This is a genomic window from Bradyrhizobium uaiense (assembly GCF_010811875.1).
Classification (GTDB): Bacteria; Pseudomonadota; Alphaproteobacteria; order Rhizobiales; family Xanthobacteraceae; genus Bradyrhizobium; species Bradyrhizobium uaiense.
In genome coordinates, this window is sequence record NZ_VKHP01000004.1 from 44,640 (window position 1) to 68,045 (window position 23,406).

The 23,406-nt window shown below is 64.4% G+C and carries 16 protein-coding genes; 7 read left to right on the forward strand and 9 right to left on the reverse strand.

Going from position 1 to position 23,406, the window contains the following annotated elements; translation table 11 throughout:
- The 5 genes from zwf to FNJ47_RS01975 form a co-directional block, all read right to left on the reverse strand.
- Positions 1–1,494, reverse strand: coding sequence for a glucose-6-phosphate dehydrogenase (zwf, locus tag FNJ47_RS01955; protein ID WP_175068338.1), 1,494 nt, complete (start codon positions 1,492–1,494; stop codon positions 1–3).
- A 19-nt stretch (positions 1,495–1,513) separates the two neighbouring features.
- Positions 1,514–2,497, reverse strand: coding sequence for a phosphogluconate dehydrogenase (NAD(+)-dependent, decarboxylating) (gene gnd / locus FNJ47_RS01960; protein ID WP_163150010.1), 984 nt, complete (start codon positions 2,495–2,497; stop codon positions 1,514–1,516).
- Between the two features lie 12 nt (positions 2,498–2,509).
- Positions 2,510–5,356 carry a bifunctional transaldolase/phosoglucose isomerase gene (locus FNJ47_RS01965; protein ID WP_163150013.1) on the reverse strand — a complete coding sequence of 949 codons (2,847 nt, stop codon included), beginning with the start codon at positions 5,354–5,356 and terminating at the stop codon, positions 2,510–2,512.
- Between the two features lie 216 nt (positions 5,357–5,572).
- The gene (locus FNJ47_RS01970) at positions 5,573–6,019 is read right to left on the reverse strand and encodes a DsrE family protein (RefSeq protein ID WP_163150016.1); all 447 of its coding nucleotides are present in this window, start codon (positions 6,017–6,019) and stop codon (positions 5,573–5,575) included.
- 57 nt (positions 6,020–6,076) lie between these two features.
- The gene (locus tag FNJ47_RS01975; RefSeq protein WP_163150019.1) at positions 6,077–6,706 is read right to left on the reverse strand and encodes a hypothetical protein; all 630 of its coding nucleotides are present in this window, start codon (positions 6,704–6,706) and stop codon (positions 6,077–6,079) included.
- A 508-nt stretch (positions 6,707–7,214) separates the two neighbouring features.
- On the opposite strand from FNJ47_RS01975, the gene FNJ47_RS01980 reads away from it, so the two are divergent.
- The 5 genes from FNJ47_RS01980 (at position 7,215) to FNJ47_RS02000 (ending at position 13,542) form a co-directional block, all read left to right on the forward strand.
- Positions 7,215–9,158, forward strand: a complete 1,944-nt coding sequence (locus FNJ47_RS01980; RefSeq protein ID WP_163150023.1) for a PrkA family serine protein kinase — start codon at positions 7,215–7,217, stop codon at positions 9,156–9,158.
- 115 nt (positions 9,159–9,273) lie between these two features.
- Positions 9,274–10,542 carry a YeaH/YhbH family protein gene (locus FNJ47_RS01985; protein WP_165445493.1) on the forward strand — a complete coding sequence of 423 codons (1,269 nt, stop codon included), beginning with the start codon at positions 9,274–9,276 and terminating at the stop codon, positions 10,540–10,542.
- Between the two features lie 4 nt (positions 10,543–10,546).
- Entirely contained in the window at positions 10,547–12,091 is a 1,545-nt protein-coding gene (locus FNJ47_RS01990) for a SpoVR family protein (RefSeq protein WP_163150029.1), read from the forward strand.
- Between the two features lie 47 nt (positions 12,092–12,138).
- Positions 12,139–12,309 (forward strand): hypothetical protein, encoded by a 171-nt coding sequence (locus tag FNJ47_RS01995; protein ID WP_163150032.1) that lies wholly within the window; start codon positions 12,139–12,141, stop codon positions 12,307–12,309.
- A 42-nt stretch (positions 12,310–12,351) separates the two neighbouring features.
- Positions 12,352–13,542, forward strand: a complete 1,191-nt coding sequence (locus tag FNJ47_RS02000) for an ABC transporter substrate-binding protein (protein WP_163150035.1) — start codon at positions 12,352–12,354, stop codon at positions 13,540–13,542.
- A gap of 67 nt (positions 13,543–13,609) precedes the next feature.
- Here FNJ47_RS02000 and FNJ47_RS02005 read toward each other — a convergent pair whose 3' ends face one another.
- From FNJ47_RS02005 to FNJ47_RS02020, 4 genes are all read right to left on the reverse strand, one after another.
- Positions 13,610–14,665 (reverse strand): 2-oxoacid:ferredoxin oxidoreductase subunit beta, encoded by a 1,056-nt coding sequence (locus tag FNJ47_RS02005; RefSeq protein ID WP_163150038.1) that lies wholly within the window; start codon positions 14,663–14,665, stop codon positions 13,610–13,612.
- Positions 14,662–16,509: a 2-oxoacid:acceptor oxidoreductase subunit alpha gene (locus FNJ47_RS02010; RefSeq protein WP_163150041.1), complete on the reverse strand. Its 1,848-nt coding sequence runs from the start codon at positions 16,507–16,509 to the stop codon at positions 14,662–14,664. The genes FNJ47_RS02005 and FNJ47_RS02010 overlap by 4 nt, the downstream gene beginning before the upstream one ends.
- Positions 16,479–18,278 (reverse strand): FAD-dependent oxidoreductase, encoded by a 1,800-nt coding sequence (locus FNJ47_RS02015; RefSeq protein WP_163150044.1) that lies wholly within the window; start codon positions 18,276–18,278, stop codon positions 16,479–16,481. The genes FNJ47_RS02010 and FNJ47_RS02015 overlap by 31 nt, the downstream gene beginning before the upstream one ends.
- Before the next feature lie 254 nt (positions 18,279–18,532).
- Positions 18,533–19,204, reverse strand: a complete 672-nt coding sequence (locus FNJ47_RS02020; RefSeq protein ID WP_163150048.1) for a DUF4286 family protein — start codon at positions 19,202–19,204, stop codon at positions 18,533–18,535.
- Between the two features lie 194 nt (positions 19,205–19,398).
- Here FNJ47_RS02020 and FNJ47_RS02025 point away from each other — a divergent pair, with 194 nt between their 5' ends.
- On the forward strand, positions 19,399–21,717 hold the full coding sequence (locus FNJ47_RS02025; RefSeq protein ID WP_163150051.1) for a caspase family protein: 2,319 nt from the start codon (positions 19,399–19,401) through the stop codon (positions 21,715–21,717).
- A gap of 173 nt (positions 21,718–21,890) precedes the next feature.
- Complete coding sequence (locus FNJ47_RS02030; protein ID WP_163150054.1) at positions 21,891–23,399, forward strand: DUF1800 domain-containing protein; 1,509 nt, start codon at positions 21,891–21,893, stop codon at positions 23,397–23,399.
- Positions 23,400–23,406: the final 7 nt, after the last annotated feature.

Sequence of the window (23,406 nt, forward strand, 5' to 3'; positions counted from 1 at the left end):
TCAGCCGAGCTTCCGCCAGCTGCGGCCGTCGCGCGTCAGCAGCGCGTTGGCGGCTTCCGGGCCTTCGCTGCCGGCCTTGTAGGGTTGCAGGCCGCGCCCGCCGGCGCTCTTCCAGGCGTCGAGGAAGGGCTGCACCGCCGTCCATCCGGCCTCGACGCTGTCGGCGCGCTGGAACAGCAGATTGTCGCCGATCATGCAGTCATAGATCAGCGTCTCGTAACCGGTCGACGGCTCGGCCTTGAAGTAGTCCTTGTAGCGGAACTTCATCTCGACGCCGTCGATGTTGATCGCCGGGCCCGGCACCTTGGTGTTGAACTGCAGTTCGATGCCTTCGGTCGGCTCGGTGGAGATGACCAGGTAATTCTGCGACAAGCGTTCGACCGCGGTATCCCGGAACATCGCGAACGGCGCCTGCTTGAACTTGATCGCGATCTCGGTGCGTTTGGTGGTCAGGGCCTTGCCGGTGCGCAGATAGAACGGCACGCCGGCCCAGCGCCAATTGTCGATGGTCAGTTTCAGCGCGGCATAGGTCTCGGTCGAGCTGTCGGGCCTGACGTCCGGTGTCTTGAGGTAGTCCTCGATCTCGGCGTCGCCGATCCGGCCGGTGCGATACTGGCCGCGCACCGAATTGGACAGCGCCTCATGCTCGGTCTGGGTCTGGATCGCGCTCAGCACCTCGGCTTTCTCCGAGCGCACCGCATGGGCGTCGAAGCGCGCAGGCGGCTCCATCGTCACCAGCGATAGCAGCTGAAACAGATGGTTCGGCACCATGTCGCGCAGCGCACCGGTTGAGTCGTAGAAGCTGCCGCGATGGCCGACGCCGATCTTCTCGTCGACGGTGATCTGGATGTGGTCGATATGGTTGCGATTCCAGATCGGCTCGAACATGCCGTTGGCAAAGCGCAGCACCAGGATGTTCTGCACGGTTTCCTTGCCGAGGTAATGGTCGATCCGGTAGATCTGGTGCTCGTCCATCAGCTTCAGCAGCGCGGCATTCAGCGCCTTGGCCGACGCCAGATCGGTGCCGAACGGCTTTTCGATGATCAGTCGCCGCCAGACGCCGTTCTCCGCCAGCATGCCGGTGCGCCCGAGCTGCTCGCTGATCGGCAGGAAGGCGTTCGGCGGGGTCGCCAGATAGAACAGCCGATTGCCGCCGGTGCCGCGCGCCTTCTCGAGCTTGTCGAGCCGTTCGTTCATGGCATCGAACGAGGCCGGATCGCGCGGATCGGCCTCGATCGCCGTGACGCATTCGAACAGCCGCTTCGCGATCGCCTCATCCACGGGGCGGGTGGCGAACTTGCGCAGCCCCTGCAGCAGGCTGTCGGTCAGCTGCTCGCTCGACATGCCCTTGCGGACGACGCCGACGACGCAGAATTTTTCCGGCAGCAGATTGCCGGCGGCGAGATTGTAGAGCGCCGGAACGACCAGCCGGTGCGTCAGATCACCGGTGGCGCCGAAGATGATGAAGGAGCAGGGATCGGGTTTCTTCTGCACGTGACCTTCCACGTTCGATTCAAGACTTCTTCGGCGGCTCCTTGTGGCCCCCGAAACCTGCGCGCATCGCAGAGAGGATCTTCTCCGCGAAGGTGTGATCCTTGCGCGAACGGAAGCGCGTGTAGAGCGCGGCCGTCAGCACCTCGGCCGGCACGGCCTCGTCGACCGCGGCATTGACGGTCCAGCGGCCTTCGCCGGAATCCTCGACGAAGCCGGAATAATTGTCGAGCGTGTGGTTCTGCGCCAGCGCCGAGGCGGTGAGGTCGAGCAGCCAGGACGGGATCACGCTGCCGCGCCGCCAGACCTCCGCGATGTCGGCGATGTCGAGATCGAAGCGATGCTCCGGCGGCAGCGCCTCGATGTTGGCGTTCTTCAGGATGTCGAAGCCTTCGGCATAGGCCTGCATCAGGCCGTATTCGATGCCGTTGTGGATCATCTTGACGAAATGCCCGGCGCCAACAGGACCGGCGTGAATGTAGCCCTGTTCGATGCGCGGATCGCGGCCGTCGCGGCCCTGGGTGTGCGGAATGTCGCCGATCCCGGGCGCGAGTGTCCTGAAGATCGGGTCGAGGCGGTCGACCACCGGCTTGTCGCCGCCGATCATCATGCAGTAGCCGCGCTCGATGCCCCAGATGCCGCCGCTGGTGCCGACATCGACATAATGCAGCCCGCGCTCCCTGAGCGCCTTGCCGCGGCGGACGTCGTCCTGCCAGAAGGTGTTGCCGCCGTCGATGATGACGTCGCCGGGCTGCATCAGCTTCGAGAGCGCCTCGATGGTGGCTTCGGTGATCTTGCCGGCCGGCAGCATCACCCAGGCGGTGCGCGGCGCTTCCAGCTTGAGGACAAAGTCCTCCAGCGACGAAGCGCCCGTGGCATTGTCCGCGACCAGCGCCGCGACTGCCTTGGGGTCCTTGTCATAGACCACGGTGGTGTGGCCCTGGGTCATCAGGCGGCGGACGATGTTGCCGCCCATCCGCCCGAGGCCGATCATGCCGAGTTGCATCTGGGGCCTCCGTCAGTTCAGTGCAGCCGAGATCGCGGCGTCGAGCGCCGCGAGCCCGGAGGTGAGATCGCCCTTGAGATGCACGCGCAGCGCCCGTCGGCCGCGCTCGGTGAGCACGTCGAAATCGCCGCGCGCCTGCGCCGCCTTGATGACGCCGAAGCTCGCCTTCTGGCCGGGCACCGGCAGGTCGTGGGCGTCATCGGTCGTGACCTGCAGGAACACGCCGCTGTCGGGCCCGCCCTTGTAGGCCTGCCCGGTCGAATGCAGGAAGCGCGGGCCGAACTCGGCGCAGGTCGCAAGGTGCTTGGCGTCGCGGACCTTCAGCCGCATTGCCTGCATGGCGTCGATGGTGTCGCCGTCGCGCTCGATATAGGCGAGCAGGGCGACATAGTCGCCGCGGCCGGAACGCGACAGGTGGGCTCTGATCCAGGAATTGAGGTCGCCATTGGCGCCGGCCTTGCGCAGCTCCTCGGCGTTTTGCGCGTCGGTGTAGATCTCGACGTCATCAGCCGACACCACCGGCTGCTCGGCCGGCAGCGACCCGGTCTTCTCGAACGCGGCCGTCAGCTCGCGCGTCTTGATCTTGGCCGCCTCGACGTCGGGCTGGTTGAACGGGTTGATGCCGAGGATCGAGCCTGCCACCGCGGTTGCGATCTCGAACCGGAAGAACTCCTGGCCGATATGGTCGATCGATTTCATCACGATGCGAACCACGGGGTGGCCGGCGGCCTCCAGCGCGGCGAGCTTCGCCTCATGCGCGGCGTCGCTCTCACCCTCGGTGCGGAGGTCGATGAAGAAGCGGTCGTTGCCGTAGACTGTCGCGTCGCCGATCGTCTCGCCCTCGATCGGGATCAGGCCCTTGCCGTCCTTGCCGGTCGATTCCGCGATCAGCTGCTCGGCCCAGGCGCCAAAATCGGCGACGTCGGGCGAGGCGAAGATCGTCACCTTGTCGCGGCCCTCGAGCCCGGCGATGCCCATCGCAAGCCCGAGCTGGACGCCCGGGTTCTCCTGCGGCGGCACGTCGGCGCCGCACGAGCGCACCATGGCGAGCGTATGGCCGAGCAGGCTGCGGAGGTCGATGCCGGCCGCCGCCGCCGGCACCAGGCCGAACGGCGACAGCACCGAATAGCGGCCGCCGATCGCGGGATCGCCGTAGAAGATGCGGGCAAAGCCCTGCTTGATCGCGACCTTCTGCAGCGACGAGCCGGGATCGGTCACCGCGATGAAGCGATGGCCGGCCTTGTCCTTGCCAATCGCCTTTGCCACCCGGTCGAAGAAGTAGTCCTTCATCACGTTCGGCTCGGTGGTGCCGCCGGATTTGGAGGAGACGATGAACAGCGTCCTGGCGATGTCGACATACTCCTCCATCGCACGAACCTGCGCCGGATCGGTGGAGTCGAGCACGTGCAGCCGCGGGAAGCCGGACTTGTGCGGGAAGGTCTGGGCCAGCACTTCCGGTCCGAGGCTCGAGCCGCCCATACCGAGCACGACGGCGTCGGTGAAGTTCTGTCCCTTCACGCGCTTGGCGAAATCCTCGTAGTCGGCGACGTCGGCGGAGGCGGCGCTGGTCAGCCAGCCCAGCCATTTGTCCTCGTCATCGCCGGTCCAGACCGACTTGTCCTTGTGCCAGAGCCGGCGGATCTTGGCCGACGTGCGCCATTCCTCGGTGCTCTTCTCGACTGCCTTCGAAATGGTCGCGCCGAGCGCCAGCTTCTGCTGGTCGATGCCGCCCCCGAGCGAGGTGGCGCGCTTGTGGGCGACCGCGCCATAGAGCTTGTCGGCCGCGTCGGCGAACAACTTGACGCCGTCCTTCACCAGTTCCTCGGTGATCGCATCGAGCGAAATGCCGGACTTCTCCAGCTCCTCCAGCACGTGGCGAGCGTCCTCGACATTCTCCTCGAGGCTATCGCGGACCTTGCCGTGGTCGCGGAAGGCGTCGAGCGTTGCCGGCGGCACGGTGTTGACGGTGTCGGGGCCGATCAGCTCCTCGACGTAGAGGACGTCGCTGTAGTCCTTGTTCTTGGTGCCGGTCGACGCCCACAGCAGCCGCTGCGGCTTGGCGCCCTTGGCTGTCAGCCTGTCCCAGCGCGGGCCCGAGAACAGGCGCTTGTAGTCCTGGTAGGCGAGCTTTGCATTCGCGATTGCGACCTTGCCCTTCAGTGCCGCGAGCCGTTCCTTTTCGTGCGGATCGTTGGCCTTTGCGATCTTCTCGTCCAGTTGCTTGTCGACGGCAGAGTCGATGCGGCTGACGAAGAAGCTGGCGACGCTCGCGACATGGGAGGGATCGCCGCCCTTGGCGACGTACTTCTCCAGACCCCTGAGATAGGCCTCCGCGACCTGGCGATAGACCTCCTGCGAGAACAAGAGCGTGATGTTGATGCTGATGCCTTCGCCGATCAGATATTCGATCGCCGGCAGGCCCTCCGGCGTCGCCGGCACCTTGACCATCAGGTTCTTGCGGTGGACGTCTTTCCAGAGCCGCTCGGCTTCCACGATCGTGCCCTTGGTGTCCATGGCGAGATAGGGCGACACTTCGAGGCTGACGAAGCCGTCGCCGCCGTGGCTGTGATCGTAGACCGGGCGCAGCACGTCGGCGGCATGCTGGATATCCACCACGGCAAGATGCTCGAACAGGTCGGCGACCGAGCGGTCGCCCTTCTTGAGGGCCTGGCCGATCGCCCCGTCATACTCGTCCGAACTGCCGATCGCCTTCTCGAAGATCGAGGGGTTGGACGTCACGCCTTTGACGCCATCGGTCTCGATCAGCCGCTTCAGGTCGCCCTTGGCGACGAACCCGCGGGCGAGGAAGTCCAGCCAGACGGCCTGGCGGTGATTTTCGAGTGCTTTGACGGGGTTCATGGGTGCCTGTTCTCGTTCGATCGAGGGTCGATTTTTGGGTTCCCGGGCAGCTTTCGGGCGCGGAGGGGGATTGTCAACATGGCTGGGGGCCCGGGCGGAATATCAGCATTCCCAAGGGATAACGCCATTCACAACAGTTCGATCCCCTCGGACGCGGTCCGAGCAGACCCCGAACTCAGCACATTTTTATGACGCGTTGCGGTGCGCGACCGCGCGTCAGGGCCGCAGGTAGAGATAGCCCTGGGATTGCAGCTCGGCGATGCGGACCACGCCGCCGCGCTCGGCCGCGACGAAGCCGGGAAGCAGGTCCTTCAGGCCGATGTTCTGCGATTTCATGGTGTTGCCGCAGGCGGCGAGCTCGATGCCATCCTTGCTGAACTGCCTGACACGCTTGGACAGGTCAGGATTGGCTCCTGACGAATGAAACGCCTTCAGCGCCTGGCCGTGCACCACCAGCGCGATCGTGACATTGCCGGGGCCGCCGACGCCGTCGAGATGGTTCTGGATGTTTCCGATCACGAAACTGACCTTGTCGAGGTCGTCGAGGTGATAGACCACCCTCAGCTTCTGCGGCGATGGTTCGGTGGCGGCAGTCGCCCGCGACGCCGCGAAGGCGGCGCCGATCGCCGAGAGCGTGCCCCACAGGATACTGCGTCGGTGCATGGCGTCCCTCGCGCAATTATTGTTGACCTGACCAAGCCCATCGCTTGTGCGAGCCTATTACTTGTGACGGAGCGCCGCGAGTTCCTTGCGGTCGGTCACGAGTTCGGCGCATTCGCTCAGGCCTGCGCGATCGACGCGGAAGATCTTGTCGTCGGCGCCGGCGAGCAGCTCTTCGCTCGCCTCAACGTCGGGCTTGTTGTGATTCCACATCCTGATGCTGCTCAGGCGTGCGATCGCGTATTTATCGTCCTTCGACAGCGCCACGCTGATACCGCCGCCTTCGCAATCCACGCCGCATTCAAAGCGTATTTCGTGTCCGGACTCGGTCGCGGTCGCGTGGTTGCAATGGCCGCTGGAGTCGAAATTGCCGGAGCGGTGGCGGTAGGCGACGCCGAGGCGGAACGAGTAGTTGGTGGTCTTGTCCTCCGGCGCGTCTTCGGCCGACACCAGAAGCTTCATCGCGCGGACCTTCTGCTTCGGATGCCGCGCGAGATGATCTGCATCGTATCGCCGCACGAAGCAGGCATAGGCTTTCGCGCCGGGCGGGCCTGCGAACATCCTGTTGTCGAAGGCGGCTGCCAGGCCCTTGTCGACCGCCTTGTCGACCTCTTCCTGCGCCTGGACGGTCGACGCCGCGCCGGCGCAGGCTGCGGCGGCAACTGCGACAACAAGAAACGTCTGCTTCATGTCCGCCTCGGGAATAGCCCGCGCCTTCAAGGTGTCATCTTTACAGCGCGGCAATGGTGCCGCGTGGAACTGCGCCGGCTCGTTGCCTTAGTCGCGGCAAGAAGGAGGCACGTTCAACGGCTTCTGAATGTTTGTTCATCCGAATCTGTGACGTGCGCATCTTGACGCCAAGGCTGGACAGCCACACGTTTTCAGGGAGGCCAACGTTCATCTCCGGACGGGGAAGTTGCCCCGCTCGGAAGTCCGCCTAGGAAGCCTGGGCCCCGGTAAACCACGGATGTGGCTGAGGAGTTACAACCGTTAAAAACAGGCTACCAATGGGGGATATTGATGAACCATTAAGCTTCCTGCCTGTTGATAAGGCAGAGGGTGCACGCGCCGTGCATTGCCGAAGTGAGTCGGTCGAGTGTCCAATGGACCCAGCGTGCCGACGCTGATTCGATCCTTGGACGCTCTGGTTACGACTCGTGTCAGCCGTGCGGCGATACATATCGTGGAGAGAGGGATCATGTACAACGATTCTTTGTTCAACGCCTTCGCAAGGTCGTTTGAAGCGCGAAGCCAGACCGACATGTCGATGGCCGAGTATCTGGAGTCGTGTCGAAGTGATCCGATGCGATATGCCAATGCGGCCGAGCGGTTATTAGCGGCAATCGGTGAGCCCCAGATGATCGACACGGCCAAGGACCCACGCCTTGGCCGTATCTTTTTGAACCGTACGATACGGTCGTATCCGGCCTTCGCCGGCTTCTACGGCATGGAGGACACGATCGAGCGGCTGGTCGGCTTCTTCCGTCACGCCGCGCAGGGCCTCGAGGAGCGCAAGCAGATCCTCTATCTGCTCGGGCCGGTCGGTGGCGGCAAGTCGTCGCTCGCCGAGCGCATCAAGGCGCTGATGGAAATTCATCCGATCTACGTGCTGAAGGCGGGTGACGAGCTGTCGCCGGTGTTCGAGAGCCCGCTCGGACTGTTCGATCCGGAGCAGCTCGGGCCGATGATCGAGGAGAAGTACGGCATTCCGCGCCGCCGGCTGAGCGGGCTGATGTCGCCCTGGGCCTACAAGCGGCTCGAAGCCTTCGGCGGCGACATCTCGCAGTTCCGCGTCGCGCGCATCCAGCCCTCCCGGCTGCGCCAGATCGCGGTCGCCAAGACCGAGCCCGGTGACGAGAACAATCAGGACATCTCCTCGCTGGTCGGCAAGGTCGACATCCGCAAGCTCGAGACCTATGCCCAGAACGATCCCGACGCCTACAGCTATTCCGGCGGCCTCAACCGCGCCAACCAGGGCGTGCTCGAGTTCGTCGAAATGTTCAAGGCGCCGATCAAGATGCTGCACCCGTTGCTGACCGCGACGCAGGAAGGCAACTACATCGGCACCGAGAACATCGGTGCGATCCCGTTCACCGGCATCATCCTCGCGCACTCCAACGAAGCCGAGTGGCAGAGCTTCAAGACCAACAAGAACAACGAGGCCTTCATCGACCGCATCTGCGTCATCAAGGTGCCGTACTGCCTGCGGGTCACCGAGGAGCAGAAGATCTACGAGAAGCTGATCCAAGGCTCCGAGCTTGCCGCCGCGCCGTGCGCGCCGGCCACGCTGGAAACGCTGGCCCGCTTCTCGGTGATGTCGCGGCTGCGCAAGCACGAAAACTCGACGCTATTCGGCAAGATGCGAGTCTATGACGGCGAGAGCCTGAAGGAATCCGATCCGAAGGCGCGCAGCGTGCAGGAATACAAGGATGCAGCCGGTGTCGACGAAGGCATGGACGGCGTCTCTACCCGCTTTGCCTTCAAGGTGCTGGCCTCGACCTTCAATCACGACACCACGGAGGTCGGCGCCGATGCGGTACACCTGATGTATGTGCTGGAGATGGCGATCCGCCGCGAGCAGCTGCCTGACGAGACCGAGAAGCGCTATCTCGAATTCATCAAGGCCGACCTCGCGCCGCGCTATGCCGAGTTCATCGGCAACGAGATCCAGAAGGCCTATCTGGAATCCTACTCCGACTACGGCCAGAACCTGTTCGACCGCTACGTCGACTATGCCGACGCCTGGATCGAGGATCAGGACTTCAAGGATCCCGACACCGGCCAGCTGATGAACCGCGAGCTGCTGAACCAGGAGCTGACCAAGATCGAGAAGCCGGCCGGCATTGCCAACCCGAAGGACTTCCGCAACGAGGTCGTCAAGTTCTCGCTGCGCTCGCGGGCGCACAACAACGGCAAGAACCCGAGCTGGACCTCCTACGAAAAGGTCCGCGACGTGATCGAGAAGCGGATATTCTCGCAGGTCGAGGATCTGCTCCCGGTGATCTCGTTCGGCTCCAAGAAGGACGGCGAGACCGAGAAGAAGCACGGCGAGTTCGTCGAGCGGATGGTGGAGCGCGGCTATACCGAGCGCCAGGTCCGCCGCCTCGTCGAGTGGTACATGCGGGTGAAGCAGGCCGGCTAGTACACGAAACGGAAAGCCGGCATCGGCTTTCCGTTTCGTCCCGTTCCGTCCCGTCCAAGAAAAATGCGATGCGACTGGTCATGATCGCATCCGGTGAGGCAGATGCAACGTGGTCATGCATATCGTCGATCGGCGGTTGAATCCGGGTAGCAAGAGCCTGGAGAACCGGCAGCGGTTCCTGCGCCGCGCCAAGGCGCTGGTGCAGGGAGCCGTCAAGAAGTCGTCTCAGGACCGGGACATCAAGGATGTCCTGGAGGGCGGCGAAGTGACCATCCCCCTGGACGGCATGGACGAGCCGCGTTTCCGGCGCGAAGGCGGCACGCGCGACATGGTGATGCCGGGCAACAAGAAGTTCGTCGAGGGTGACTGGCTGCAACGCCCGAACCAGGGCGGCGCCAAGGGTTCCGGCGCGGGCGAGGGCGACAGCGAAGACGCCTTCCGCTTCGTGCTCAGCCGCGAGGAATTCGTCGATCTCTTCCTCGACGACCTCGAATTGCCCGATCTTGCCAAGCGCAAGCTCGCGGAGACCGAGAGCGAGGGTATCCGCCGCGCGGGTTATGCGACATCGGGCTCGCCCGCCAACATCTCGATCAGTCGCACGGTGAGCCGGGCGCTGGCGCGACGCGTGGCGCTGCGCCGGCCGCGCAAGGATGAGATCGAGACGCTCGAGGCGGAGCTTGCAGAGTGCGACGACGAGACGCGCCGCACCGAGCTGCTGGCGCTGCTCGAGGCGCTGAAGGCCAAGGCCAAGCGAATTCCGTTCATCGATCCGATCGATATCCGCTACCGCCGCTTCGAGACGGTGCCGAAGCCGGTGGCGCAGGCTGTGATGTTCTGCCTGATGGACGTCTCGGGCTCGATGTCCGAGCACATGAAGGACCTGGCAAAGCGGTTTTACATGCTGCTCTACGTGTTCCTGAAGCGGCGCTACAAGCACGTCGAGATCGTGTTCATCCGGCACACCGACCGCGCCGAGGAGGTGGACGAGGATACGTTCTTCCATGGGCCGGCTTCCGGCGGCACGCTGGTGTCGAGCGCGCTGGTTGCGATGAACGACATCGTGCGCACCCGCTTCCGTCCGGCCGACTGGAACATCTACGCTGCGCAAGCCTCCGACGGCGACAACATGACCTCGGACAGCGGGCTGACCGGGCAACTGCTGACCGACAAGATCCTGCCGGTCTGCCAGTTCTTCGCCTATCTCGAGGTCGGTGAAGCCGCCAACTATACCTTCGACATGCCGGACTCCTCGCTCTGGACGCTCTATGAGCGCCTGCGCAACGAGGGCCAGCCACTGTCGATGCGCAAGGTCAGCGAACGCGGCGAGATCTTCCCGGTGTTCCAGGACCTGTTCAAGCGCCGAGCCAAGCAGGAAAGGGTGTAGCGTAATGGGTTCTTCCGGGGAAAGGCTGTTCGAGGGCGCCGACTGGGATTTCCAGACCTTGCAGCGGATTCACGACGCCTGCGAGAAGATCGCGCGCACCGAGCTTGGGCTCGACGTCTATCCCAACCAGATCGAGGTGATCACCGCCGAGCAGATGCTCGACGCCTATTCGTCGGTCGGCATGCCGCTGTTCTACAAGCACTGGTCGTTCGGCAAGCAGTTCGCTTTCCAGGAAGCGTCGTATCGCAAGGGCCTGATGGGCCTCGCCTACGAGATCGTGATCAATTCCTCGCCGTGCATCTCCTATCTGATGGAGGAGAACACCGCGACGATGCAGACGCTGGTGATCGCGCACGCGGCGTTCGGGCACAATCACTTCTTCAAGAACAACTATCTGTTCAAGCAGTGGACCGATGCCGACGGCATCCTCGACTATCTCGAATTCGCCAAAGGCTACATCGCGGCCTGCGAGGATCGCCATGGGCGCGAGACGGTGGAGCGGACGCTGGACGCCGCGCATGCGCTGATGTCGCATGGCGTCGACCGCTATCCCGGAAAGAAGGCGCTCGATCTGCGTGCCGAGGAGAAGCGTGCCGGCGAGCGCCGCCAGCACGAGGAGGCCGTGTTCAACGATTTGTGGCGGACGGTGCCGAACACCAAGGCCAAGAGCAAGGCCGCGCTCACTGCCGAGCGGCGCCGCGCGCTGCTCGGTCTGCCGCAGGAGAACATCCTCTACTTCCTGGAGAAGACCGCGCCGCGCCTGCAAGGCTGGCAGCGCGAGCTCATTCGCATCGTGCGCCACATCGCGCAGTACTTCTACCCGCAGGGCCAGACCAAGGTGATGAACGAAGGCACCGCGACCTACGTCCATTACCGCATCATGAGCCGGCTGCATCAGCAGGACCGGATCACCGACGGCAATTTCCTCGAATTCCTGCAGTCGCACACCAATGTGGTGTTCCAGCCCGAGTTCGACGACCGCCGCTACTCCGGCTTCAATCCCTATGCGCTCGGCTTTGCGATGATGCAGGACATCGAGCGGATCGTGAAGAATCCGGAAGACGAAGACCGTGACTGGTTCCCCGACATCGCCGGCAAGGGTGACGTCGAGGGCGTGCTGCGCGAGATCTGGAGCAACTACCGCGACGAGAGCTTCATCAACCAGTTCCTCAGTCCGGCATTGATCCGGCGCTTCCGCATGTTCCATCTGCACGACGACCCCGCCGAAAGCCAGGGGATCAAGGTCGATGCGATCCATGACGAGCGTGGCTACCGCCGGGTTCGTCGCGAGCTGGCGCGGCAATACGACGTCGGCTTCGTCGACGCCAATATCGAGGTCGTGGATGTCGATCTCGACGGCGATCGCCGCCTGATGCTGCGTCACACCACCGTGAAGGGCGCGCAGCTCAACGAGACCGACGCACGGCGCGTGCTGCAGCATCTCGCCGATCTCTGGACCTACGACGTCGCGCTGACCGAAGTTGACGGTACCGACAAGGTGCTGAAGGAATACGTCGTCAGCCCACGCGCGGCAGCGGTCGCGGCTTGAGGATGACGCTGTCGCTGACCTGAGTGCGGCGCGGCCCGCCGTGCGGAATGCAGATCTTGCTCGGTGAACCTTCGCGTCCGGCGAAGGCTCACATCATGAACATTCCGGCAACATTGCAGGCTCTGAAAACACATCACGTTCTGTGCGCGAACGTGATGGCCGGCATGCGGAAATTTCGCGGCGGCTTTCTTGGTGATTGCCTGCTCGGGCGCGATTGATAATGTGCGCCGCGTCAAGAAAACCAAGAAAAGGATATGCTCTTGTCAACTCGCTCTCGCCTGGCGGGCCTGCTCGCCTTCACCGCGCTCACGGCCGCCACGATCCCGCCATCCATCGCAGCCGAAAGCGCGATCAGAATAGGAAACACCGCGCCCTACAGCGGCCCGGCGTCGGCCTACGGCACCATCGCGCGCGCCGAAGCCGCGTATTTCCAGATGCTCAACGATCAGGGCGGCATCAACGGCCGCAAGATCGACTTCGAGAGTCTCGATGACGCCTATTCGCCGTCGAAGACCGTCGAGCAGACGCGCAAGCTCGTCGAGCAGGACGAGGTGCTCGCGATCTTCAGCGCGGTCGGCACCGCGCCCAATATCTCGGTGCAGAAGTACCTGAACATCAAGAAGGTGCCTCAGTTGTTCGTGTCCTCGGGCGCGACGCGCTGGAACGATCCGAAGCAATTCCCGTGGACGGTCGGTTTCAATCCAACCTACGAGCTCGAAGGTCGGCTCTACGCAAAATACATCCTGAAGACCAAGCCGGACGCGAAGATCGCGGTGATCACGCCGAACGAAGACGCCGGCAAGGATTATCTCAGGGGTTTCAAGGACGGGCTTGGCGAGCATGCCGGCCAGATCGTGGCCGAGACCACCTACCTCACGACCGACCCGACTATCGATTCCCAGATGGTGACGATGCGCGAGTCCGGCGCGGACGTGTTCTTCGCCGAGGCGACGCCGAAATTCGCGGCGCAGGCGCTGCGCAAGGCGGCGAGTATGCGCTGGAAGCCGTTGACCATCCTGCCGACCGTCTCCAACTCGGTCTCGGCGGTGCTCGAGCCGGCCGGGCTCGAGAATGTGATCGGGGTCGTGACCGGCCTCTATCTGAAGGACCCGACCGATCCGCGCTGGGCCGACGATCCCGCGCAGAAGGAGTTTGCGGCCTGGATGAAGAAGTATCAGCCGAATGCGAGCGCGGGCGATCTCTTCAACGTGCAGGGCTATACGGTCGCACAGGTCATGGCGGCGGTTCTGAAGAACTGCAACGGCGATTACAGCCGCGACAACATCATCAAGCAGGCGACCAATCTGAAGTCACTTGAACTGCCGATGCTGCTGCCGGGCATCAAGGTGCAGACCGAGCCCGACAATGTGACGCCGATTCGACAGATCCAGATGGCACGGTTCGACGGCAAGTCCTGGGCACTGTTCGGCGACGTGCTGAGCGACAAGTAGCCGGCCAAACGCAAATCGGGCCTTCCGGTGGTTGCCGGAAGGCCCGATCTGAAACCAGATTCAAACCTCAACGCAGGCTGGCGTTGATCTTGTCCAGCACGGCTGAGCCGGGGCACAGCGCCTGTTCGTCGAGCGTGTTGAGCGGTGTCTCGACGGTGTCGAGATGGGTGTGCAGGTCCTCGGCCTCCGGATCGACATAGAGCAGGCCGGTGACGATCTGGCCCTTGGCCGCATGCCTCTGCAGGAAGGTCATCGCGCCGAGCCGATCATGCGGATCGTAGTCGGCGTCGAGCTTGCGCAGCGCGAGCCTGGAGCCGTCATGCTGCTCGACCACCTGCACGGTGCCGGGTGCATAGTCGACGCTGATCGGATCGCGGCCGACCAGCACGTCGAGCCGGTTCACCGCGTCATTGTGCTCGCGCACATAATCGAAGCTCTTGGTCGAGCCGGCGTGGTTGTTGAAGGCGATGCACGGGCTGATCACGTCGATGAAGGACGCGCCCTTGTGGCGGATCGCAGCGGCAATCAAGGGAACCAATTGCGTCTTGTCGCCGGAGAAGCTGCGCGCCACGAAGGTGGCCCCTAACTGCAAGGCGATCGCGACCAGGTCGATCGCGTTGTCGGTGTTGGTGACACCCTTCTTGGACTTCGAGCCGCGGTCGGCGGTCGCCGAGAACTGGCCCTTGGTCAGGCCGTACACGCCATTGTTCTCGACGATATAGGTCATGTTGACCGCGCGCCGGATCGAATGCGCGAACTGGCCGAAGCCGATCGAGGCGCTGTCCCCGTCGCCGGAGACGCCGAGATAGATCAGGTCGCGGTTGGCGAGGTTGGCGCCGGTCAAGACCGACGGCATCCGGCCATGCACCGAGTTGAAGCCGTGCGAATTGCCGAGGAAATAGTCCGGGGTTTTCGACGAGCAGCCGATGCCGGAAATCTTGGCCACCCGGTGCGGCTCGATCGACAGCTCGTAGCAGGCCTCGATGATCGAGGCGGTGATCGAATCGTGGCCGCAGCCGGCGCACAGGGTCGAGATCTTCCCCTCGTAGTCGCGATGGGTATAGCCCAGCTCGTTCTTCTTCAGGCCGGGATGATGAAATTTCGGCTTTGCGATGTAGGTCATGTCACGGCCTTGCGGAGAGGGGTCACCTTGAGATGATCCTGGTGGTCGCCGATCGCGTTGGCGATGAAGCGCGCGGTGATCGGCGTGCCGTCATAGTGCAGGATCGGCACCAGCCTGACCGGGTCGATGCCGTTCTCGTTGACGATCAGCTGGCGGAGCTGCGCGTCGCGGTTCTGCTCGACCACGTAGACGAAGTCGTGATCGGCGATGAAGCTCGCGACGCTGGAGTGGAACGGGAAGGCGCGGATGCGCATGCGGTCGAGCTGATGGCCGCGCGCCTCCAAAATCCCGATCGCCTCGTCCATCGCGGGCGAGGTCGAGCCGAAATAGAGCACGCCATACTTGGTCGGCTTTGCCGCATTGGCCTGCAACGGCCGCGGTACCATGTCCTGCGCGGTCTCGAACTTGCGTACCAGGCGCTGCATGTTGTCGGCGTAGACGGCGCCTTCCTCGGAATAGCGCGCGTAACGGTCGCGCGAGGTGCCGCGGGTGAAGTAGGAGCCCTTGGTCGGATGCGTGCCGGGATAGGTGCGATAGGGGATGCCGTCGCCGTCGACGTCGAGGTAGCGGCCGAAGTCGCGGCCCTCCTCGAGCATCTCCGCCGTCATTACCTTGCCGCGGTCATATTGCTTCGCGTCATCCCACTTCAGCGGGCGGCACAGCCGGTGGTTCATGCCGATGTCGAGATCGAGCATCAGGAAGATCGTGGTCTGCAGCCGCTCGGCGAGATCGAACGCGGCGGCGGCGAATTCGAACGCCTCCGCCGGATCTTCCGGGAACAGCAGCACGTGCTTGGTGTCGCCGTGCGAAGCATAGGCGCAGGCGATCACGTCGCATTGTTGGGTGCGGGTCGGCATGCCCGTCGACGGGCCGGCGCGCTGGATGTTCATGATCACAGCCGGGATCTCGGCGAAATAGGACAGGCCGATGAACTCGGTCATCAGCGAGATGCCCGGACCCGAGGTCGCGGTGAAGGCCCGCGCACCGTTCCAGGAGGCGCCGATCACGATGCCGATCGAGGCGAGCTCGTCCTCACCCTGCACGATCGCGTATTTCGCCTTGCCGGTTTCGGGATCGTGGCGGTACTTCTTGCAGTGGCTGGTGAAGGCTTCCGCGACCGACGATGACGGCGTGATCGGATACCAGGCGCACACGGTGGCGCCGCCATAGACGGCGCCGAGCGCGGCGGCGCTGTTGCCCTCGATGAAGATGCGGTCGCCGACCTTGTCGGACTTCTTCACCCGCAGTCCGATCGGGCATTTCAGGTTCTGCAGCGCCCAGTCGCGGCCGAGATGCAGCGCATGGACGTTGGAGGAGAGCAGCTTCTCCTTGCCCTTGTACTGCTCGCCGATCAGCTGCTCGACCAGCTTGGGATCGAGGTCGAGCAGGGCGCAGAGCGCGCCGAGATAGATGATGTTCTTGAACAGCTGGCGCTGCCTGGGATCGGTGTAGGTCGAGTTGGTGATCGCGGTCAGCGGCACGCCGATGACCGTGATGTCCTCTCGGAATTTCGACGTCGGCATCGGCTTGGTCGAATCATAGAACAGATAGCCGCCGGGCTCGATCGAGGCGACGTCCTTGTCCCAGGTCTGCGGGTTCATCGCCACCATCATGTCGACGGCGCCGCGGGCGCCGAGATGGCCGTCCTCGGTGACGCGCACCTCATACCAGGTCGGCAGACCCTGGATGTTGGAGGGGAAGATGTTGCGCGGCGACACCGGCACGCCGTGCCGCAGGATCGAACGCGCGAACAGCTCGTTGGCGGAAGCCGAGCCCGAACCGTTGACGTTGGCGAAGCGGACGACGAAGTCGTTTACGCTGCTGATCGGGCTTTGGACTGACATGTTGATCCCGCTTGAACCATATCGATGAGGTACTTCTGCATGTCCCAGGCGCCGGTCGGGCAGCGCTCGGCACACAGTCCGCAATGCAGGCAGACGTCTTCGTCTTTCACCATGACGCGGCCGGTCTTCAGGTCGCCGGAGACGTACAGCGCCTGGTCGTGATGCGGCGAGGGCGCCTTCAGCCGCTGCCGCAAATCATCCTCCTCGCCGTTCTCGGTGAAGCTGATGCAGTCCATCGGACAGATGTCGACGCAGGCGTCGCATTCGATGCACAGCGGCGCGGCAAACACCGTCTGCACGTCGCAGTTCAGGCAGCGCTCCGCTTCGCCGAGCGCGAGCTTCAGGTCGTAGCCCAGCTCGACCTCGGCGCGGATGTCCTTCAGCGCGATCACCTTGTCGCGATGCGGCACCTTGAAGCGCTTGTCGGTGGAGATGTCGTTGTCGTAGCTCCACTCGTGGATGCCCATCTTCTGCGAGGAAACGTGCACCTCGGGCAGCGGGCGCTCGTTGATGTCCTCGCCGGACAGCATCTTGTGAATGGAGAGCGCGGCGTCGTGGCCGTGCGCCACCGCCCAGATGATGTTCTTCGGCCCGAACGCGGCGTCGCCGCCGAAGAACACCTTGGGATTGGTCGAGACGAACGTCTTGGGGTCGACCTTCGGCATGTGCCACTTGTCGAATTCGATGCCGCAATCGGCTTCGATCCAGGGGAACGCGTTCTCCTGGCCGACCGCAACGAGCACATCGTCGCAGGGGATGGTCTCGTCCGGCTCGCCCGAGGGCACCAGATTGCGCCGACCCTTGGCGTCGTACTCCGCCTTCACCTTCTGGAAGATGACGCCGATCAGCTTGCCGGCCACATGCTTGAACGCCACCGGCACCATGTAGTTGAGGATCGGGATGTCCTCGTGGAGGGCGTCTTCCTTCTCCCACGGCGAGGCCTTCATCTCCTCGAAGCCGGAGCGGACGACCACCTTGACGCTCTCGCCGCCGAGGCGGCGCGCGGTGCGGCAGCAATCCATCGCGGTATTGCCGCCGCCGAGCACGATGACGCGGCGGCCGATCTTTTCGACGTGGCCGAACGACACGTTGGCCAGCCACTCGATGCCGATATGGATGTTGGCGGTGGCTTCCGTGCGGCCGGGAATGTCCAGCTCGCGGCCGCGCGGCGCGCCGCTTCCGACGAAGATCGCGTCGTAGTTCTCGGCGAGCAGCTGCTTCAGGCTGTCGACGCGCTGGCCGCCCTTGAACTCGACGCCGAGGTTGAGAATGTAATCGGTCTCTTCGTCGATCACGCTGTCGGGCAGGCGGAATTTCGGGATCTGGCTGCGCATCATGCCGCCGGCCTTGGGATCGCCGTCGAACACGGTGCAGTGATAGCCGAGCGGGGCGAGATCGCGTGCCACCGCGAGCGAGGCGGGGCCGCCGCCGACCAGCGCGACGCGTTTGCCGTTCTTCGGCCCTGGCTTCGGCAGGCGATGCTTGATGTCGTCCTTGAAGTCGGCTGCGACGCGCTTCAGGCGGCAGATCGCGACCGGATTGTCCTCGACCCGGCCGCGGCGGCATGCGGGTTCGCATGGACGGTCACAGGTGCGCCCGAGAATGCCGGGGAACACGTTGGACTTCCAATTGATCATGTAGGCGTCGCTGTAACGCCCCTCAGCAATCAACCGGATGTACTCGGGAACGGGGGTGTGTGCGGGGCAGGCCCATTGGCAATCGACTACTTTATGAAAGTAATCCGGCGCCGAGATATCAGTCGGTTTCATTCCTACCTTTGACCCGCGCGAAAATGCCTGACCGCGCGGCCTTATCGTTGACGACGAACGCTCACGTGGCGTTGTTCTGGTTTTTGAATTGGATCATAGGTTTATCTTATTAGAGCCGTTCCAGAGAAGGCAAAGGCTAAATTGTCTGATCATCTGCTTTCGCGCGGCTGATGTGCGCTCAGCGTTAATCTCGATTTCGTTATGTGGCGGTGCAGCATGATCGCACCGCCAAAGCGCGCTTCAAGCCGCGCTTGTTACGCGCGCGGAAGATCGCTCTTGGCGATATCCCACAACAGCCTGTAGACGCCGCTGGTGACCACCAGTTGCTTCAAGGCAGCGTTGCCGGTGACGGCCGCTGCGGCCGCAGGGACCGCGCCAACGTCGGTGGCGTCGATCAGCACGAACCAGTCGCCGGCGCCGGGATCGACTTTGTCGGCGTCCGGTGTCAGCGGCTTCGACAGCACGGGATCGTTCTCCAAAAGGTGCATCGAGATGACGCCGTCGCGCGCGGCGGGATCGAGTTGCTCCCGCAATGCAGCGCGGAGTTTGTCCGCGCCGTCGGCCGGCGGCCGCAGGCGGATGATGCCGAGCGCTGCGCCGCGGCCGACGCCGCGGCTGATCGTGATGCGGGAAACCCCGCGGATCATGTTCTGGAAGCGCGCGATGTTGGCCTTCGACCAGTCGGTCTGGCTGGCGAGCGCCTTGCGGTAGGCCGGGCTCTCGAGCACGTCGAAGGTCGCGGTCGAGTAGAGGCTGAGATATTTCGGCCTGCCGTCATGGGCGACGTAGCGGCGGGCTTCCAGGAATCCGTCGATCGCGACTCGTTCTTCGAGATGCTCGCGGTCGTACCAGCGATTGAATTCAGCTTCGTGTAAGCTGTCGATATCCATCGACGTCAGCAGCATGCCTTGTCCGGCGATTGGCATCGAGTGCTCCTTTTTTGCCTGTTTTATCTGCATAATATCGCCGAACGGCGCTGGTCAGGGAAGCGGGTCCGGGGCGGCGAGGACGGCTCAGACCAAGGATTGCCACAATTGCCGCAATCCTGTTCAGCGCGTATTCACGGAAGTAGCATTTCCATCCGTTACGCCAACTCTTGAGAAGAAAAGGGACGACCACTATGGCGCGCATTCTGTGGGCATTGATCGTCGGTCTGGTGTCGCTTGCGTCGCTTCCCGTGCATGCGCAGGACCAGGAGAAACGCCTTGCGCTCGTCGTCGGCAACGGCGCCTATCAGGCGAGTGCGTTGCAGACCGCCGCGAACGATGCCGGACTGATCGCGCAGACCTTGCAGGCCGCCGGCTTCGACGTGGTCGGGGCGCGCGATCTCGATGCCGAGACGCTCCGCAAGTCGTTCCGCGATTTCATTCAGAAGGTGCAGGACGCGGGGCCCAACGCCGTGGCCTTCGTCTACCTCGCCGGCTACGGCGTGCAGCTCACCGGCGAGAATTACTTCGTGCCGGTGGATGCCAAGATCGCCCGCGACACCGACGTGCCGGTCGAGGCGATTCGCATCTCCGATTACAGCCATCAGCTGTCGGCGCTGCCGATCAAGGCCGGTGTGATCGTGCTCGACGCGGCGCGCAGCAATTCCTTCGCCAAGGACGGCCAGCCGCTGGCCGGCGGCCTTGCGCTGGTCGATCCCGATCCGAAGATGCTGATCGCCTTCAATTCGGCGCCCGGCACCGTCGCCCCCGACGGCGCGCCGCCTTACGGACCCTACGCGCAAGCGCTGGCGGAGATGATTCGCGCCGGCGGCCTGACCTTGCCCGAGGTGTTCGACCGCGTCCGCCTGCGCGTCAACGAGATGACCAAGGGTGCCGAGATCCCGTGGAATGCGCAGAAGGTCGACGCGCCCTTCATGTTCTTCGAGCGCAAGCCGGATGCGCCGCCGCAGCAGGTCGATGCCGGACTGCGCACCAAGCCGATCCGCGATTTCCCGGCCCAGGATGCCTATGCCGCGGCGCTGGAGCGCGACACGCTGCAAGGCTACGAGGACTATCTGCAGGCCTACCCGACCGATCCGTTGGCCAAGCGCGTGCGCGCGATCGTGGCGGCGCGGCGCGAGGCCATCACCTGGCGGCGCACCTACAACGCCGACACGGCTGATGCGTATTGGTCGTACCTGCGGCGTTATCCGCGCGGGCCGCATGCTTACGACGCAAGGCGCCGGCTCTCCTATCTGTCGGCCGCGCTGGAGCCGCCGCCGCAGTTCGCGGCGATCGATTATGACGTGCCGCCGCCGCCGCCCGACGAGATCGTCTATGTCGACCGTCCGGTGCTGTACTACAGCGATCCGGTGTTCGCCTTCGCGCCGCCGCCGCCGCCACCGCTGTTCTTCCTGCCGCCGCCGCCGCCGGACTTCGTCGTGCTGCCGCCGCCGCCGCCGCCGATCGGCCTGTTCGTGCTGCCGACGCCGTTCTTCGTGGCCATCCCGGCCTATGTCGCCGCCCCGGCCTATGTCGTGCCGCCGCAGAACAACATCGTGTTCAACAACATCCACAACACGACGGTCATCAACACGGTGATCAACAATCCCAACCCGACGCCGGCGCAGCTTCATGCGGCCGGGGTGACGGCGGCAATGGGCGGCGCACCGGTCACGGCGGCACCGCAACTGCCGGCCGCAGCGATGCAGCGCGCCAATCTGGCGCAGCCGGGCGGTCCGCAAGGCGTGACGCCGGCCCAGGGCGCAGCCATAGGAGCGCCTGGCGCTGCACCGAACGCACCTGCCGCGCCGAACGCGATGGGCGCGCCGGCTGCGCACACATTGCCGGGCGCAAAGAATGGACCGCCGCTGCCGCAGTCGGCGACCGCGCCGGCCAATCCCGCCCAGCAGCATGGCGCCGTGCAGCCGGGCACCGTGCAACCTGGTGCCGCGCAGCCTGGCGCCGCGCAATCCGGCGCAAAGCCGAACGCGCTGACGCCCGCCAAGCCGGCGACGGCCACGGCGCCTGCCAATGGGCAGCCTGCTGCTCAGGGCAAGCCCGGCGCCCCGGCGACAAGTGCGCCGGCCTCGCCCGCGACCGCCGGCAAGCCGGGGGCGCAACCGCTCTCGCATGCTGCGACCGCGCCGACCACAAACGTGAAGCCTGCAGCGGCACCGTCGCCGGCGAACCGCGCGACATCGGCACCGTCGACGCCGGCCGCGCATTCGGCACCCGCGCATGCCGCGGTGTCGCCGCCGCCGGTCTCTCGCGCTGCACCGGTACGGTCTGCACCTCCGCAGCGTGCGGCCCCGCCGCCGCGTGCTGCGGCTGTTGCGCCGCGACCGGCACCCGCGCCGGCTCCGCGCGCCGCTCCGCCACCGCCGCCACGACCGGCGGTGCAGGCGCAACGCGCGGCTCCGCCGCCGCGGATGGCGGCGCCGCCGACAAGGCCCGCGCCCGCACCACGCGCAGCAGCGCCGGCATGTCCTCCCGGCAAGTGCAAACACTGAGGGCATGACACCATGAGCCGAGCAGGTCAGCCTTCATGAGCATCACGGCCACACTCGGATCGCGGACAGTCGCGAACCTAGAGCGTTTTCGAGCGAAGTGGATGCCGGTTCGCGTGAAGAAAACGCGTCAAAACAAAAATCTAGAGCTCCGTTCCAATTCCATCGGAACGGAAATGGCTCTAGTGATCGGCACGATCGCGGGGCTGGTGGTGTTCCACCAGCCGGCTCGGGCAGCCGATCTCGCGGCGCAGGAAATCGCGCTGCTCGATCGCCTGACCTGGGGCGTCAATGCGTCGAGCGCGGCGCATCTGCGCGAAGTCGGCGTCGAGCGCTGGCTGCAGGAGCAGCTGCATCCGGTCAACACCGCATTGCCGGCCGCCGTCCAGAAGCAGATCGAGGCGATGCCGGACGTGCATCGCTTCCCGTTCGACATTGCGGTCTCGTTCGACCAGCAGGGCAAATCCGCCAACCAGGTCGCCGATCCCGAGCAGCGGAAGGCCGCGCAACAGGTCTACCAGCAGGCCATGAACGACCGCGCCAGGCAGGCCGCGGCCCGCACCATCCTGCGCGCGCTCTACGCGCCGGATCAGTTGCGCGAACGGCTGACCTGGTTCTGGTTCAACCACTTCAATGTCCACCAGTACAAGTCCAACATCCGCGTGCTGGTCGGCGACTACGAGGATCGCGCGATCCGCGTCAACGCGCTCGGCAAATTCCGCAACCTGCTCTCGGCGACGCTGCATCATCCGGTGATGCTGCGTTATCTCGACAACGCCGATAACGCGGCCGGTCACCTCAACGAGAACTACGCCCGCGAGATCATGGAGCTGCACACCATGGGCGTCGGCTCCGGCTACACCCAGGCCGATGTCGAGGCGCTGGCGCGCATCCTCACCGGCGTCGGCATCGACTTCAAGTCGGAGGATCCGAAGCTGAAGCCCGAGCAGCAATCCCAGCTGGTCCGCGAGGGCGCGTTCGAATTCAATCCGGCGCGCCACGATTTCGGCGACAAGACCTTCCTCGGCCATCAGATCAAGGGCCGCGGTCTCGCAGAGGTCGACGAGGCCCTCGACATCCTCTGCCACCATCCTGCGACCGCCACGCATATCGCAAAGCAGCTCGCGACCTATTTCGTGTCGGACAATCCGCCGCCAACGCTGGTGCAGCAAATGGCGCAGACCTTCCAGAAGACCGACGGCGATATCGCGGCGGTGATGGCGACGCTGGTCCATGCGCCGGAGTTCGCCGCCAGCCTGAAGGGCGGCGCCAAGTTCAAGGACCCGATGCTCTACGTGATGTCGTCGGTGCGGCTCGCCTACGACAGCAAGGTCGTCCTCAATACGCTGCCGATCCAGGGCTGGCTCAACCGCCTGTCCGAAGGTCTGTTCAATCACGAGACTCCCGACGGCTATTCGATGCTGTCGGCAGCCTGGAACGGTCCCGGGCAGATGATGCTGCGTTTCGAGATCGCGCGCGCGATCGGCTCGGGTTCGGCCGGGCTGTTCAAGCCGAACGAGCCCAACGCGGTCGACCAGCCGGCGTTTCCGCTGGTCATGAACGGGCTCTACTTCAGCAACATCAGGCAGACGCTGAGCCCGACCACGCTTGCCGCGCTCGACCAGGCCGTCTCGCCGCAGGATTGGAACACGCTGTTTCTGTCGTCACCCGAGTTCATGCACTGAAAGGGAG

What these genes read in the sequence shown, in the direction of transcription:
- gnd (WP_163150010.1), bottom strand. Translation starts at nt 2,497, where the DNA reads ATGCAACTCGGCATGATCGGCCTCGGGCGGATGGGCGGCAACATCGTC.
- FNJ47_RS02010 (WP_163150041.1), bottom strand. Translation starts at nt 16,509, where the DNA reads ATGTCAGTCCAAAGCCCGATCAGCAGCGTAAACGACTTCGTCGTCCGC.
- FNJ47_RS01995 (WP_163150032.1), top strand. Translation starts at nt 12,139, where the DNA reads ATGCAGATCTTGCTCGGTGAACCTTCGCGTCCGGCGAAGGCTCACATC.
- FNJ47_RS02015 (WP_163150044.1), bottom strand. Translation starts at nt 18,278, where the DNA reads ATGAAACCGACTGATATCTCGGCGCCGGATTACTTTCATAAAGTAGTC.
- FNJ47_RS01980 (WP_163150023.1), top strand. Translation starts at nt 7,215, where the DNA reads ATGTACAACGATTCTTTGTTCAACGCCTTCGCAAGGTCGTTTGAAGCG.
- FNJ47_RS02005 (WP_163150038.1), bottom strand. Translation starts at nt 14,665, where the DNA reads ATGACCTACATCGCAAAGCCGAAATTTCATCATCCCGGCCTGAAGAAG.
- FNJ47_RS02030 (WP_163150054.1), top strand. Translation starts at nt 21,891, where the DNA reads ATGGCTCTAGTGATCGGCACGATCGCGGGGCTGGTGGTGTTCCACCAG.
- FNJ47_RS01965 (WP_163150013.1), bottom strand. Translation starts at nt 5,356, where the DNA reads ATGAACCCCGTCAAAGCACTCGAAAATCACCGCCAGGCCGTCTGGCTG.
- FNJ47_RS01985 (WP_165445493.1), top strand. Translation starts at nt 9,274, where the DNA reads ATGCATATCGTCGATCGGCGGTTGAATCCGGGTAGCAAGAGCCTGGAG.
- FNJ47_RS02025 (WP_163150051.1), top strand. Translation starts at nt 19,399, where the DNA reads ATGGCGCGCATTCTGTGGGCATTGATCGTCGGTCTGGTGTCGCTTGCG.
- FNJ47_RS02020 (WP_163150048.1), bottom strand. Translation starts at nt 19,204, where the DNA reads ATGCCAATCGCCGGACAAGGCATGCTGCTGACGTCGATGGATATCGAC.
- FNJ47_RS01990 (WP_163150029.1), top strand. Translation starts at nt 10,547, where the DNA reads ATGGGTTCTTCCGGGGAAAGGCTGTTCGAGGGCGCCGACTGGGATTTC.
- FNJ47_RS01975 (WP_163150019.1), bottom strand. Translation starts at nt 6,706, where the DNA reads ATGAAGCAGACGTTTCTTGTTGTCGCAGTTGCCGCCGCAGCCTGCGCC.
- FNJ47_RS01970 (WP_163150016.1), bottom strand. Translation starts at nt 6,019, where the DNA reads ATGCACCGACGCAGTATCCTGTGGGGCACGCTCTCGGCGATCGGCGCC.